Source organism: Stenotrophomonas sp. CS3K5 (assembly GCF_059515225.1).
Map to the genome: position 1 here is coordinate 25,571 of NZ_JCAKRX010000006.1, position 13,266 is coordinate 38,836.

At 68.4% G+C, this 13,266-nt stretch carries 11 protein-coding genes; 2 read left to right on the top strand and 9 right to left on the bottom strand.

Going from position 1 to position 13,266, the window contains the following annotated elements; all coding sequences use genetic code 11:
- Positions 1-148: 148 nt before the first annotated feature.
- The 3 genes from AC5YGJ_RS10480 to AC5YGJ_RS10490 are packed head-to-tail and all read right to left on the bottom strand — an operon-like array spanning position 149 to position 2,008.
- Complete coding sequence (locus AC5YGJ_RS10480) at positions 149-583, bottom strand: SseB family protein (RefSeq protein ID WP_057496609.1); 435 nt, start codon at positions 581-583, stop codon at positions 149-151.
- 49 nt (positions 584-632) lie between these two features.
- A complete protein-coding gene (locus tag AC5YGJ_RS10485; protein WP_496186620.1) occupies positions 633-968 on the bottom strand; it encodes a hypothetical protein in 336 nt (111 codons plus the stop codon).
- Positions 968-2,008 (bottom strand): S41 family peptidase, encoded by a 1,041-nt coding sequence (locus AC5YGJ_RS10490; RefSeq protein WP_496186501.1) that lies wholly within the window; start codon positions 2,006-2,008, stop codon positions 968-970. Before AC5YGJ_RS10490 ends, AC5YGJ_RS10485 begins: the two co-directional genes overlap by 1 nt.
- Before the next feature lie 409 nt (positions 2,009-2,417).
- Between AC5YGJ_RS10490 and AC5YGJ_RS10495 the strand changes: the two genes are divergently transcribed.
- Positions 2,418-2,852, top strand: coding sequence for a hypothetical protein (locus AC5YGJ_RS10495; RefSeq protein ID WP_496186502.1), 435 nt, complete (start codon positions 2,418-2,420; stop codon positions 2,850-2,852).
- A gap of 87 nt (positions 2,853-2,939) precedes the next feature.
- Here the strand turns inward: AC5YGJ_RS10495 and AC5YGJ_RS10500 are convergent, their stop codons facing one another.
- From AC5YGJ_RS10500 to AC5YGJ_RS10525, 6 genes are all read right to left on the bottom strand, one after another.
- The gene (locus AC5YGJ_RS10500; protein WP_496186503.1) at positions 2,940-5,963 is read right to left on the bottom strand and encodes an autotransporter family protein; all 3,024 of its coding nucleotides are present in this window, start codon (positions 5,961-5,963) and stop codon (positions 2,940-2,942) included.
- 224 nt (positions 5,964-6,187) lie between these two features.
- Positions 6,188-7,255, bottom strand: coding sequence for an acyltransferase family protein (locus AC5YGJ_RS10505; RefSeq protein ID WP_496186504.1), 1,068 nt, complete (start codon positions 7,253-7,255; stop codon positions 6,188-6,190).
- Positions 7,255-8,403: an N-acetylglucosamine-6-phosphate deacetylase gene (nagA, locus tag AC5YGJ_RS10510; RefSeq protein WP_496186505.1), complete on the bottom strand. Its 1,149-nt coding sequence runs from the start codon at positions 8,401-8,403 to the stop codon at positions 7,255-7,257. The genes AC5YGJ_RS10505 and nagA overlap by 1 nt, the downstream gene beginning before the upstream one ends.
- Positions 8,403-9,431 (bottom strand): SIS domain-containing protein, encoded by a 1,029-nt coding sequence (locus AC5YGJ_RS10515; protein WP_107232007.1) that lies wholly within the window; start codon positions 9,429-9,431, stop codon positions 8,403-8,405. The genes nagA and AC5YGJ_RS10515 overlap by 1 nt, the downstream gene beginning before the upstream one ends.
- Before the next feature lie 7 nt (positions 9,432-9,438).
- Positions 9,439-10,506, bottom strand: coding sequence for a LacI family DNA-binding transcriptional regulator (locus AC5YGJ_RS10520; protein ID WP_006391719.1), 1,068 nt, complete (start codon positions 10,504-10,506; stop codon positions 9,439-9,441).
- A 39-nt stretch (positions 10,507-10,545) separates the two neighbouring features.
- Entirely contained in the window at positions 10,546-11,835 is a 1,290-nt protein-coding gene (locus AC5YGJ_RS10525; protein ID WP_496186506.1) for a sugar MFS transporter, read from the bottom strand.
- A gap of 376 nt (positions 11,836-12,211) precedes the next feature.
- On the opposite strand from AC5YGJ_RS10525, the gene AC5YGJ_RS10530 reads away from it, so the two are divergent.
- Complete coding sequence (locus tag AC5YGJ_RS10530; protein WP_496186507.1) at positions 12,212-13,228, top strand: glucokinase family protein; 1,017 nt, start codon at positions 12,212-12,214, stop codon at positions 13,226-13,228.
- Positions 13,229-13,266 lie beyond the last annotated feature (38 nt).

A 13,266-nucleotide genomic window follows, 5' to 3' on the forward strand; every position in this document is an offset into this window, starting at 1 on the left:
GCCACGTGGGCGCCGGGCGCGCTAGGAAAAGTACGAAATACCTGTCAGCGGCGCGCGAGGGCGGCTGCAACCGCCAGCAGGCCCGCCTGAAAACGGCACCAGGCCGCGGTAGTGCCGGCCGCTGGCCGGCAACCCGACAATCGTTGGATCAATGCGCCATGCCGCGCGTAATCGCCGCCGCCCGCTGCTTCAGCTGGGTCACCGCGTCGGGGATCATTTCCATGCCCACGTCCAGGCCCGGGTTCAGCACCAGGCCGACGCCGTCGCCGATACCGGCCAGCAGCGCATGCACCGCGATCGGCATCGCGTGGGCGAACTGCGGCAGCTGCTCGTGCCACAGGCCGGCGCGCTCGGGCGCGGTGAACACCGCGAACATCGGCTCGCCGCTCTCGCTGGTCAACACCAGCGGCGAGATGCTCTCGTCCCAGGCGCCATCTTCACCGATGGCCTTGTCCAGCAGCACGAACGCCGTCGAGGTCAGCAGGCCGTCGAGGAACTGCGCTGCGGTCAGCGTGCCGTCCTGGGCCTGCAGCAGGCGCACCTCGAGGTCGTTGAGGGGTTCGAACGGGGTGTCGTGGTCCATGGTCGGTTCCGGTACGTGATTGCAGGGCAGACTTTAACAGGCCTGGTCCTCAACCGATGTATCCGTGCCGCCACATCCATCCGGCCACCGCCAGCGCGGCCACCCCCACCAGCATCAACGGCAGGCCGAAGCGGTGCCGCCACGGAATCGGCACCCCGCCCAGCTGCTGGTCCATGCTGTCGGTATCCAGTACCCAGCCGTGTTCGCAACGGGTGCAGGCCAGCTCGTAACGGCGCTGGTAGGTGAAGCCGAACAGCAGGTCGATGCGGGCCATCCTGTAGCGCAGCTGCGGGGCGAAGTCGGTTTCGGTCTGGCAGTGCAGGCAGTGGTGCGCTTCGGTGGGGCCCACCACCATCACCCGCTCCTGCTGGCCGATCAGCAGCATCATGTGCGGCCCCGGCAGGCAGGCTGGGCCAGCAGCCACTGTTGCGCCGCCGCCAGCGTGGCCGCATCCCCTTCCGTGTGCTGGTCCGGTTCGATCTTCAGGCCGTCGCCGCGGCCGTCACGATCCTGCATCACGCTGGTGGTCAGCACCAGGCGGCTGCCGTCGGCCAGGGTGTGCACGACGTTGCCGGTCGAGACGCCCGCCGTCGGCTGGCCGAAGCTGCGCGTCTGCGCGCGGCCACGCCACGCCAGCGCCGAGGCCTCGCCCGAACTGCCGGTGCGCGGCCCGAACAGCACCGCCACCGGCGCACCTGGCTGGCGCAGTACATGGCCGGACTGGCCGAAGTCCAGCAAGGGTTTGCCCGCCAGCTGCACGGCGGTGGCCGTCAACGTCCAGCGCTCCGGCCCGTGCGCGGTTTCGAACCTCCCCACATCCTCGTTGTTCAGCACCGAGGTGCGCAGCAGCGGGGCCATGCCCAGCAGCATCGGCCACATGGTGCCGCCGCCGTTGTCACGCAGGTCCACGATCCAGCCACAGCGCGCGCCGTCGTCCTTGCTGCGGATCACCTGCTGCCACCGCGCAGCGCGCTGGATGTCCTGGCGGAATTTTTCCTGTGGTGTCGCGCCGGGCGTGGCGGCATAGCCCTCGATGACCACCCAGCCGATACGTGCATCCACCGCATCGGCGACCTTGGCCCTGTCCACCGCGGCGGCGCCGGCCTGCTGCGCGCGCGCCAGGGAGTCGCGCTGGCGCTGGGTCGTCGTCCATAGACCATGGTGGCCCGTGCTGAGCGCGATGGCTTCGCGCAGCAACGCCAGCCGCTGCGTGGGATCGCCCTGCACCGATTGCAGCCGTGTGCGCGTGGCAGGCCAGTCCACCCGGTCGCGATACAACGCCTGCCGTTCAAGCAGGTTGAGGATCTGCACCTGCGCCTCCGGTGAGGGCAGCTCGACCGACGTAGGGGCCTCGGCCAGGGCGTTGGCAGCCAACAGCGCGATCATCAGTGCGCCGATGCGACGCACTTCCTTGCGAACCTGCATGCGACGTTTCCTTGTCGTTGACTCAGGACGCAGCATAGCTTGCCGGCGATGCGCTTTTCCATGCGCGAACTGTCGCATCTGGCTCCACCGCAGGCCGAGGGAAGACGGCCTCGATGCGATCAGTACTTTGCAACTTTGCCCATGTCTTCGCTGCGTAGAACGCGGGAAGGCGGCCTCCGTCGGCGCCTCTTGTGCCGGCCGGGATTGGCGTCCTGAATCAAATATCCAAGGGAATGAGTTGTCGTCACTGCGGCAATCACGACAATGCACCGGCTCGCCCATGGCGGGCGGTGCGTGGGGATCCTCGCGATCCGTCGGCTTTTTTCCCTTGGATTTTGACCGGCACGCCAACCCGCACCGCCCGCCACCTTGCATCCCGCAGGTGGCCTTGCCTCGTGAGGTTGCCGCCATGAACACGCCCTACCCCACCTATCCACGCCTGCAGGCACTGCTTGGCGCTGCCCTGCCCGGCCTGCAGCTGTCCAATGCTGCCGCCGAAGCGTTGGAAGATGCGCTCACCGACGCCCATGAACACGCGCCGCCCTCGGCGTTCTTCGCGCGATTGCGTGGCCTTGTGCGGGGCCACGCCGCCGATGGGCAGGCGTGGCGCGAGCGGCAGCTAAGCGAGGCACGCGGGCGAGAGTTGGCCGAGGCGACGCGCTGCATGGCGGCGGTGGTCGCGTGTGGCGGTGTGTTGTTGGCGGCGCAGTCGGCCCGCGATGTGGATGATGCACAGGCGCAGTGTCCGCCGCAGGTGGAGGAAGGGTTGCTGCATGCAGTGGTGGTGTTGGCCGATCATGCCGGGGCGCTGGTGGAACCCGATGCGTGCGCACCGTTGTTGTAGAGCCGAGCCTATGCTCGGCTGCGCGGAGGATCTGTGCCGACCAAGGTCGGCACCTACCAGAGCGGGGCCGCCCGGAGCGCGACGGCGCTACCAGTCCGCGCGCAGGCCGATGTTGCCTTCGACGATGCGGCGCTTCTCGTTGCGGTCGCCGCCCAGTTCGCGGGTGTAATCAGCCACGGCGTAGGCACTGATGGCGCGGTTGAAACGCCCGACCACACCCACGCCGGCCTCCAGCGCGCGCGAACGCTGCGCATTGACGATCACATCCTCATCGAAACGGATGCGATCTTCGCCAGAGCGGCCGTGCCAGTAGTTGAGCTTGAAATACGGCTGCCAGCCGTTGTCGGCCAGCTGGTAATCGCCGGCCAGGCGCAGGCCGATGCGGCCGGTCCAGGCGTTGTCGATGTCGAAGCGCACGCTCGACACCGCATCGCGCCGATCATCCAGCGCTGTGCGTTGCCAGATCACCTGCAGTTGCGGCTCCAGCCACCATGCGGACTGACCGAAGTGCAGTAGCGGCTTGCCTGCCTCCACCGACACGCTGGTGCCGTCGCCGCTCACGCCAAAGCCCAGCCCACGCGAGGAACGCACGCGGCCGTCGTAGCGGCTCTGCATCGCCACCGCGTCGATGTAACCACCGCGGCTGTCGGTGAACGTCCAGTACAGGCCCACGTGCTTGTCATCCAGCCGGTTCTGGCCCACCTGCACGTTCTCCCAGCCCAGCGCCAGGCCGGTGGTCTTGCCCTGCGCGCGGGTACGGCCGACGAACACACCGATCTGGTTGCGATGATTCTCGGAAGCAGCGGCCCACACATCCAGACCCGCCTGCAGGCCCATCACATCGCCATCGAAAGCGGGCTGTGCATCGCCCTTCCAGTGGATCTCGCTGCTCTGCCCCACCAACCGGCCCCAGGCGGTGCGGAAGGCGCCCTGGTTGTACAGCAGGCGCTGCTCGCCCTGGCGTTCGTGGAAGGTACCCAGGCTGGCCAGCGAGGTCTCGCGCAGCAGCGGCGGCACCACCGCGTAGGCCGCGGTTTCCACGCGGTACAGCGGCACCACCGCGCCTTCAGCCGGACGCGCACCGGGGCTCGGCGGTGTGCCGGTGCCGGGCAATGCACCACCGGCCACCGGGACATCCGGCACCGCCGGGTCACTGGGCGGTCCCACCGGTGCGGGTTCCGGCGGCGGCGGTGGCGGTGCGGTCTCGCCGGCGGTCAGGTCCGGGTCGATGGCGCCCTCCGGCGGCGGCGGCGGGGCCGGGGTGATCGGTGGCGGCGGGGCCACCGGCGGCGTCAACGGCGGCGGCGTGGCGGTGCCGTTGCCATTCGGTGCCGGCGTCGGCCCGGTCACCAGGGTCGAGCGCAGGTACCAGTTCTCGCTGGTGCCGGCACTCACTCCGCCCTTGAACAGGAAGTACTCGTAGGCACCGGCCGCTACCGGTGCGAACAACGAGAACGCACCCGCTGCGGTGCTCGCGCCGTTCAGGGCCTGCACCACCAGGATGCCATCGGCCAATGTGGCCGCACCGCCGCCGCCTGCATTGAGGATGCCGATGCCGGTGGTGCCGGTGGCGGCGCCGCCATCGATCACCAACCGGTCGCTGGTCGAGTTGTCCGCGCCCAGCACCGTGCGCAGGTACAGGCCGCCACCGTCGCCCCGGTAGTTGCCGCGCACGGTGAACACATCGCCGGCACCGCTGCCGGTCAGGTCGATGCGCCCGGCATTGACCATGTCTACCAGCCCGGCGCTGTTGAGCGGGCGGATGGCATGACCGCCACTGCCGGCGTACACGGTACTGGTGTCATCCACGGTCAGCGTGCCGGTGCCGGTTGCGCTGTCGCCCAGCACAAGATCGCCGTCGAAGCTCAGTTCGGTACTGTTGGCCAGGCCGATCGCTTCCCAGTTCTGGAAGCGGCTGACGCCTGCGGTCTTGACGTTGCTGAGGTTGAGCTGGTCCACGCCGCTGCCACCCTCGAACAGCGGTACAGCGCCGAGGTTGCCCTGGTTGAGATTGCTGAGGTTCGCAACGTCGTTGTCCGGGCCCATATCGATCGCGCCGTAGACGATGCCGCCACCATTCCAGTTGAAGGTGTCGTTGCCGGTGCTCAGCAGTACCTGTCCACGCACGGTGCCATCGGTGATGGTCACGCTGTCGTTGCCGCCGCTGACACTGATGTTGCCGCCGACGTAGGCAGTGCCGGAAATGATGATGGTATCGGTATCGAAACCGGTGACCACGTTGCCATCCACCGTGCCGCCTGACTGGTCCCACAGGTTCTTGTCCAGCTTCATGTTGACCCGGCCGATACGGCCACCGGTCATCCAGGCCTGGTCGCCGTCCTCGAACGCGCCGATGATGCGGCCACCGCTCATGCGGAAGGTGTCGATGTTGTCGCCCTGCTGCAGTGCGCCCACGGTGCCGCCGGTCATGACGAAATCATCGCGGCCACTGCCCTGCGTCACCAGCCCGGTGACGGTGCCGCCGCTGACCGTCATCTGGTCATCGCCCGTGCCCTGGTCAACGCTGTCGATCGTGCCATTGCCGAGCAGCAGTACATCGTTGCCATCGCCCTGCAGTACGCCGCCGCTGATGCTGCCGGCCTGCATCTCCAGGCGATCATTGCCGGCATCGAACTGCACGCCGGTGCGCCCGCTGATCGTGCCGCGGTTGACCAGCACGCTGTCACCGGCACCGACGAACTGCAGGGCCGTGGTGTTGCCGGTACTGATGCTGCCGGTGTTGTCGACACGGCTGCCGCCACCGAGCTGCACGGCCACGCCACCGACCGAACTGATCGTGCCCAGGTTGGACAGCAGGTGCCCACCGGCGCCGACCAGCGCGATGGCGCTTGCCCCACCGCTCTGCTGCAGCTGTGCGCCGTTGGCGACGTTGACGGTGATGCCGGCCGCGCCACTGGCGGTGATGGGCACCGTCTGCGGGTTCGGCGCGTTGGCGTTGCAGGTGACGGTCTGGCCGGCGACCGGGGCAACGGTATCGCAGCCGGCCCATGCAACGCCGGCGGACAACAGCAGGGAGGGGACCGCCAGGGCCTTCAGCACGGAAACGGAGAGGCGGCGCGGGCGAAGCGCGCGCGGGACGGCACGGGACATACAGCACTCCTGGACAGGGTGAACAGGAACTGCGGATATGCGGCACTGCGCTGGCAGTCTGCCGTGCGGTGAATGGTTTCGATAGATGAATTTATGCGCTGAACATCACATTTTGAATGTGAAGTCCGACGATCATCACCTGGGTGTTATGTGGCTGAAATCGTTCAGCCTCGCAGGTGGGGTCAGCGCCCGTTCCTGCGGAAAGGGGTCCGACCCCGGGGTGCTCAGATCTTCAGGTAGATCCTGCGCTTGTCCAGCCACCACGCCACGCCCCACCACAATGCAACGAACGCCAGCGCCTGCAGCATGGACGCCAGCTCGAGCGCCTGCGGCATTGCGGTGGCCAGCTGCTGCCAGATCCAGCCCCAGGCGCCGGTCGCCAGCAGCACCACCGACATCACCGAGGCGCCCAGGTACGCCGTGATCGCGTTGACGCCGAAACGCCGGCCCAACGCCGGCCAACCCTTCTGGTCGATCAACAGATGACCCAGCCACAGCGCCAGCGCCGCAAGACCGCCCGTCCACAGCACGTAGCTGGGCGTCCACAGCTGCTTGTTCAGCGGCAGCACGAGGGCCAGCAGCAGGCCGAGCACGGCCGTCACTGCGCCCAGCCCGGCCAGTGCAGCAGCACGCCCGTTGCGCAGCAGGCCACCGGCCAGCAGGCCGAGCACGGTGCTGGCCAGCGCGCCCAGTGTGCTCAGCAATCCTTCCGGGTCATGGCCGAGGCCGGTATCGGCGTGCCATTGATAGACCCACGGCGCGAACAGCGCGGTGTCCAGACGGCTGGCCGGGTTGGTCCACGGCGCCAGGTCACCGATACCGAGCAGCAGCACGGTATAGCCCACCAGCAGCGCGACCAGCACGCCGGCCTGCACGCGCGGTCGTGCATACACCGCCAGCACACCCACCAGCGCTGCGCACACGGCGATCCGCTGGAGCACGCCCCAGATGCGGAAGTGGTGCGTATCCAGCGCCCACCAGATCAGCAGATGCAGCAGCGCACCGGCCACCAGGATGCGCAGCGCGCGCTCCAGCACGCCGCGCGCCAGTGCGGGTCTCGCCGCCACGTCCAGCGCGCGTGGTGCCACGCTGAAGGCCATCGACACGCCGACCAGGAACAGGAAGAACGGGAACACCAGATCGGTGGGCGTGCAGCCGTGCCATTCCGAGTGACGCAGCGGTGCGAACACCGCACTCCAGTCGCCCGGATTGTTGACCAGCAGCATCGCCGCCACGGTGATGCCGCGCAGGGCATCGATCGAGCCCAGCCGGCGTGGCGGCGTCGCGTTCATCAGGCGGCCTCGTACTGTCCGGCGATCCAGGTGCCACGCACCTGCAGCGCATCGTCCAGCAGCACCAGGTCGGCCTGGTAGCCTTCGGCGATGTGGCCCAGGCGGTCATCGACGTTGAGGAACTGTGCCGGATAGGTCGAGGCCATGCGTGCCGCTTCGGCCAGCGGCTGACCGAGCAGCTGCACGGTGTTGCGCACCGCAGTGGCCATGTCCAGCGCCGAACCCGCCAGCGAACCGGCAGCGTTGCGTACCACGCCATCGATGGCGGTGATGGTTTCGCCGTACAGCACGTAGCTGGGATCGTCGGCACCGACCGGCGGCATCGCGTCGGTGACCAGCAGCAGGCGGCCGCGCGGCTTGGCCGCCAGCGCCACGCGCAGGCTGGCCGGATGCACATGCACGCCATCGACGATGATGCCGATCCAGCTGTCGCGGTCTTCCAGCGCAGCGCCCACCGCACCAGGCTCGCGGCCCTGCAGCGGCGACATCGCGTTGTACAGGTGGGTGAAACCGCGCACGCCGGCATCCAGCCCGGCGCGGATCTCTTCGTAGGTGCCTGCCGTGTGACCGGCGGCGACGATCACGCCGCGCTCGACCAGCGCTCGGATGGTTTCCAGCGGCACCCGTTCCGGCGCCAGCGTCAGCAGGGTCACGCCGTTGTCGAGCGAGGCCGCCAGCGCGATCTCCTCCTCATCCGGTACGCGGAACTTGCTGGCGTCGTGCGTGCCCTTGCGCGCCGGTGCGATGTACGGGCCTTCCAGGTGGATGCCGATCACGCCCGGCACGCCCTGTGCGATGGCCTCGCGCAGCGCTGCGATGGCCTCGCGCATCACCGCTACGTCGTCGCTGATCAGGGTCGGCAGCATTGCGGTGGTGCCGAAGCGCCGGTGCGCCTGCGCGATGGTGCGCAGCGCCGCCACGTCCGGCGTGTTGTTGAACAGCGCGCCGCCTCCGCCGTTGACCTGCACGTCGATGAAGCCGGGCAGCAGCCAGCCACCGCCCAGGTCCATCTGCTCATCGGCCTGGCCGAGCTGCGGCGCGGCGTCGGGCAACAGCGCGGTGATCTTCCCGTTTTCGATCACCACCGCCAGGTCATCGCGGAAATCATCCCCGACCAGGATGCGGGCATTGCGCAGCACGGTGGCCATCACACGGTCTCCGTGACCTTGTTCAGGTGCGGCGGTAGATCCGGGTTGAAGCCGCGACGCAGGGCCAGCGCGTTGATCGCGCGGTAGAAGCTCTGAACGGTCAGCAGCGGCGCGCACAGCGGATGCGGTGCGGCCGCGACCGGCAGGTTGCCACCGGCACCGGCCAGCCACACCCGCGCGCCACGCGCGGTGAACTCATCGACCACTGCACGGGTGCCGGCGCCGGTTTCATCCGGCTGGGCGAAAGCCAGCACCGGGAAGCCGCGGTCAACCAGCGCCATCGGGCCATGCTTCACTTCGGCCGAGCTGTAGGCTTCGGCATGCAGGCTGCAGGTTTCCTTGAACTTCAGCGCCGCTTCCTGCGCTGCGCCCAGGCCCAGGCCACGGCCCAGCACGAACAGATTGGTGGCCTCGACCAGGCCCTCGGTCACTGCGCTCCAGTCGCACTGCCACGCCTCGCGCATGGCATCGGGCAGCAGGTCCAGCGCATTGCGCAGGCTGCTGTCCTGCTTCCAGTACGCAGCCAGCTGCAGCAGCGCGGCCAGCGAGGCCAGGTAGCTCTTGGTGGCAGCCACGCTCTTTTCGGCACCGGCATGCAGCGGAATGACCGTGTCGGCCAGCTGCGCCAGCGGCGAATCCTCGACATTGACCAGCGCAACCACGCGCGCGCCGGCGGCCTTGGCGGCCTCGGCGTTGCGCAGCAGGTCCGGGCTCTTGCCCGACTGCGAGATGACGATGAACAGCGCGCCGCGCAGCTGCAGCGGCGCGGCATACACCGACCCCACCGACGGCGAGGCCGAGGCGACCACCAGGCCCAGCTGGGTTTCCAGCAGGTACTTGCCGTAGGTGGCGGCGTGATCGGAACTGCCGCGCGCGCAGGTGACCACGAACGGCGGCGGCGCCGCGCGCAGGCTGGCGGCCAGGGTTTCCATGGTGGCGTGGTTGCGCGAGAACTGGCGGGCAACCACGTCGGCCGCTTCAGCGGCCTCGGCGAACATCAAGGTGGCGGTGGGGTCTGACAGCGACATGGCAGGCTCAGGCAGGATCGGAAGGAAGGGGGCGTGCGCCGGCCGGGCGCATCGGCGCGGTCGAACCGCGCACCACCAGCTGCGGCACGAAGCCCTGGTTGTGCAGCGGCGCCGGCGCGTCGTCATAGGCGTCGCTGCGCAGCTGCGCGATCAGCAGGCGCGCGGCATGGCGGGCGATGTCCTCGGTGGCCTGCTTGGCGGTGGTCAGCGGCGGCCACGACTGGCGCGAGAACGGGCTGTCCTCGAAGCCGGCGATGGACAGGTCGTAGGGCACGTTCATGCCAGCCGACTTGGCCGCGGCCAGTACACCGGCGGCGATTTCGTCGTTGGAGCCGAAGATGGCGGTGGGCGGTTCGCGCAGCGCCAGCAGGCGGCGCGCACCACGGAAACCATCATCGAAGGTGTAGTCGCCCTGCACCACCAGGTGCTTGTCCACGGTCATGCCGTAGTCCTTCAGCGCGGCCTCGTAACCGGCGTAGCGTTCGCCCGAGGAACGGTGCGAGATGCCGCCCCAGAGGAAGCCGATGCGCTGGTGGCCGAGCTGGATCAGATGCTCGGTGATCTCGTAGGCGGCCTCGCGGTCGTCGACGAACACGCAGGCACCGTCGGCCGGGTCTTCGGTGGCGGCGATGATGCGAACCAGCTTGATGCCGCGCGCGGTCAACGCCTGGATCAGGTCGCGGCGCTCGGACATCGGCGCGGTCAGTACCAGCCCGGCCAGGCGCGAGCGCTGCACCCAGTCGGCCAGTTCATCGGCCAGCAGCGGCGAGCTGGAGTCGCAGGGATGGATCTGCAGGCCGAACCCGGTCTCGCGGCAGGCGGCCAATACGCCGTTCTGCACGCCGATGATGTGGTACGGGTTGGGGTTGTCGTAGACCAGCCCGATCACGAAGGTGGTGCCACTGCGCAGGTTGCGCGCGGACGGATCGGGCTCGTAGTCGAGCTCGGCAATGGCACGCAGCACCCGCGCACGGGTGGCCTGCATCACCGACGGTTCGTTGTTGATCACCCGCGAGACCGTCTTCAGCGAGACCTTGGCCTTCTCCGCAACGTCCTTGATGGTCGCTCTGCGCATGGGTTTTCCCTGGGGTTGGCTGCCGTCCATCATCGCCGATCAGGCCTTGTCCTGCGGCAGGCCGGCGCGATGGCCGATCACCGAGTAGAACAGGATGTACAGGTAGCACGGCACCATCAGCAGCACGAACACCAGCTGGAAGTCGATGTGCTGCTTGAGCACGGCGAACAGCTGCGGAATGATCGCGCCGCCGGCGATGCCCATCACCAGCAGCGCCGAACCGGTTTCGGTGAAGCGGCCCAGGCCTCGGATCGCCAGCGGGAAAATGGCCGGCCACATCATCGCGTTGGCAAAGCCCAGTGCGGCCACGAAGCCCACCGAGACATAGCCGTGGGTGACCCAGGCGCCGAGGCAGAACACCACGCCCAGCACTGCCGAGATGGTCAGGTAGCGCGACTGCGAGACCACCTTGGGGATCAGCAGCAGGCCGACCACGTAGCCGATGAGCATGGCAAACAGGGTCAGCGAGGTGAACATCTTGGTCTGGTCCAGCGGCAGGTCGAAGCCGTGGCCGTAGGTACCGATCGCATCGCCGGCCATCACCTCCACGCCCACGTAGACGAACAGGCACAGCACGCCCAGCCACAGGTGCGGGAACTGGAAGATGCTGCGGCGCTCGGCCGCACCGGCGCTGGTGGGGGTGGCGTTGGCTTCGGCGGACTTGATTTCCGGCAGCGGAGAGAACAGCACCGCCACCGCCAGCAGCACCAGCAGGCCGGCCATGGCCAGGTACGGTGAGTGGATCTTGGCGGCGAACTCGTTGAGCAGCTGCGCCTTGGTCGCTTCATCGGCAACGGCCACGCTGGCCGACAGGTCGCCGATACCATGCAGCACCACGGTGCCGATCAGCACCGGCGCCAGCATGCCGGCGATCTTGTTGCAGATGCCCATCAGCGCGATGCGGCGCGCCGCCGTTTCGATCGGGCCAAGGATGGAGATGTAGGGGTTGATCGCGGTCTGCAGCAGGGCCAGGCCACTGCCGATCACGAACAGGCCGCCGAGCGCCCCAGGGTACCAGCGCTGGGTGGCGAACTCACCGAACAGCGCGGCGCCGCCGGCCATCACCAGCAGGCTCAGGCTCAGGCCCTTCTTCATGCCGGTGCGGCGCAGGATCCACGACGACGGCAGCGCCAGGAAGAAGTAGGACAGGTAGAACACCATCAGCACCAGGAAGGCGCCGACCTCGCTGAGCTCGAAGGCCAGCTTGACGAAGGTGATCAACGGGCCGTTGAGCCAGGTGAAGAAGCCGATCAGGAAGAACAGCACGCCGACGATGGCGATGGAGGTGGCCACGTTCGGGCGCGCGCTTGCAGCGGGGACGGCGGACATCAGGAGGGCTCCTGCGGCGACGGCCGCAGTACGCGGCGTCGGAGAGTGGCTGGGAACAACGTTGTCACATTCTTTCGATGGACAACCGCGCTTTGTCAACTTCCAAATGCAGCGCGGCGCTGCCCATGCTGCACTGCGCAACCAGCTCACGGGGCAGTGTGCTGAATGCGCAGTGGGCCTTGAGGCCCATGCGGCAACGGTTCTCGCGTGAAACCAATACTCACGCCATGTAAACGTTTACCGTCCGTCGCATTCGTTGCGGCGCAGCAACGAAAGTGTCACGAACTCGTTGACATCGTTGTCAGCGCGGTTACAGACTCCGCCCCAATCGCCGTCCCCGATCCTGGGTCCGGCCCCACCTGCAGCAGGAGCCCGCGTGACCGCCAGCCACCCCGCCCCGGCCCATGTCCTGTCCCGCGTTGCGCCCTCGTTCCTGGCTGCCGACGTTGGTGGCACCCATGTGCGCGTGGCCCGGGTCCAGGCCAGCGGTGATGATGCCCATCCGGTGCAGGTGCTGGAGTACCGCAAGTACCGCAATGCCGACCACGCTGGGCTGAGCGCGATCCTGTCCGACTTCCTCGGCAACGGCCCGCGGCCCACGCACTGCGTGGTGGCCAGCGCCGGCTATGCCCGCGAGGATGGCACGGTGATCACCGCCAACCTGCCGTGGCCGCTGTCGGCGCGCCAGGTGGAGGCCGACGTCGGCCTGCAGCGGGTCTACATCGTCAACGACTTCGAAGCGGTGGCCTACGCCGCCGCGCAGGTGGACGCCAGTGGCGTGCTGCACCTGTGCGGACCGGAGACCGCTGCACGCGGCCCGACCCTGGTGGTCGGTCCCGGCACCGGCCTCGGCGCCGCACTGTGGATTCCCACCGCGCACGGCCCGGTGGTGCTGGCCACCGAAGCTGGCCAGCCGAGCCTGGCGGCCAGCACCGAACTGGAAATGGCCATCGTGCGCCACATGCAGCGCGACCGCGCGCACGTGTCGATCGAGCACGCGCTGTCCGGCCCGGGCCTGATGAACCTGTACCGCGCGGTGTGCGCGCTGCAGGGGCAGGCGCCGACGCTGGCCAGCCCCGATGCGGTCACCGCCGCGGCGATGGCCGACAGCGATGCGCACGCGCGCCAGGCGCTGGATGTGTTCTGCGGCCTGCTCGGCAGCACCATCGGCGACATGGCCCTGTTCTACGGCGCCCATGGGGGCGTCTACCTGGCCGGCGGCATCCTGCCGCAGATCCGCGAATACCTGCATGCCAGCACCTTCGTCGAACGCTACCTGCAGAAGGGGCCGATGGGCGAGGCGCTGGCACGCATCCCGGTGAAGGTGGTCGAGCACGGCCAGCTGGGCGTGGTCGGCGCTGCCAGCTGGTACCTGCAGCAGTCGGCCGCCTGACACCGCAACCAGCTTCAACGCAATCGCAGCACGCAGTA

Bases quoted from the DNA above. Each gene is read 5' to 3' on its own strand.
- AC5YGJ_RS10480 (WP_057496609.1), bottom strand. From the start codon at position 583: ATGGACCACGACACCCCGTTCGAACCCCTCAACGACCTCGAGGTGCGC.
- AC5YGJ_RS10485 (WP_496186620.1), bottom strand. From the start codon at position 968: ATGCTGCTGATCGGCCAGCAGGAGCGGGTGATGGTGGTGGGCCCCACC.
- AC5YGJ_RS10490 (WP_496186501.1), bottom strand. From the start codon at position 2,008: ATGCAGGTTCGCAAGGAAGTGCGTCGCATCGGCGCACTGATGATCGCG.
- AC5YGJ_RS10495 (WP_496186502.1), top strand. From the start codon at position 2,418: ATGAACACGCCCTACCCCACCTATCCACGCCTGCAGGCACTGCTTGGC.
- AC5YGJ_RS10500 (WP_496186503.1), bottom strand. From the start codon at position 5,963: ATGTCCCGTGCCGTCCCGCGCGCGCTTCGCCCGCGCCGCCTCTCCGTT.
- AC5YGJ_RS10505 (WP_496186504.1), bottom strand. From the start codon at position 7,255: ATGAACGCGACGCCGCCACGCCGGCTGGGCTCGATCGATGCCCTGCGC.
- nagA (WP_496186505.1), bottom strand. From the start codon at position 8,403: ATGGCCACCGTGCTGCGCAATGCCCGCATCCTGGTCGGGGATGATTTC.
- AC5YGJ_RS10515 (WP_107232007.1), bottom strand. From the start codon at position 9,431: ATGTCGCTGTCAGACCCCACCGCCACCTTGATGTTCGCCGAGGCCGCT.
- AC5YGJ_RS10520 (WP_006391719.1), bottom strand. From the start codon at position 10,506: ATGCGCAGAGCGACCATCAAGGACGTTGCGGAGAAGGCCAAGGTCTCG.
- AC5YGJ_RS10525 (WP_496186506.1), bottom strand. From the start codon at position 11,835: ATGTCCGCCGTCCCCGCTGCAAGCGCGCGCCCGAACGTGGCCACCTCC.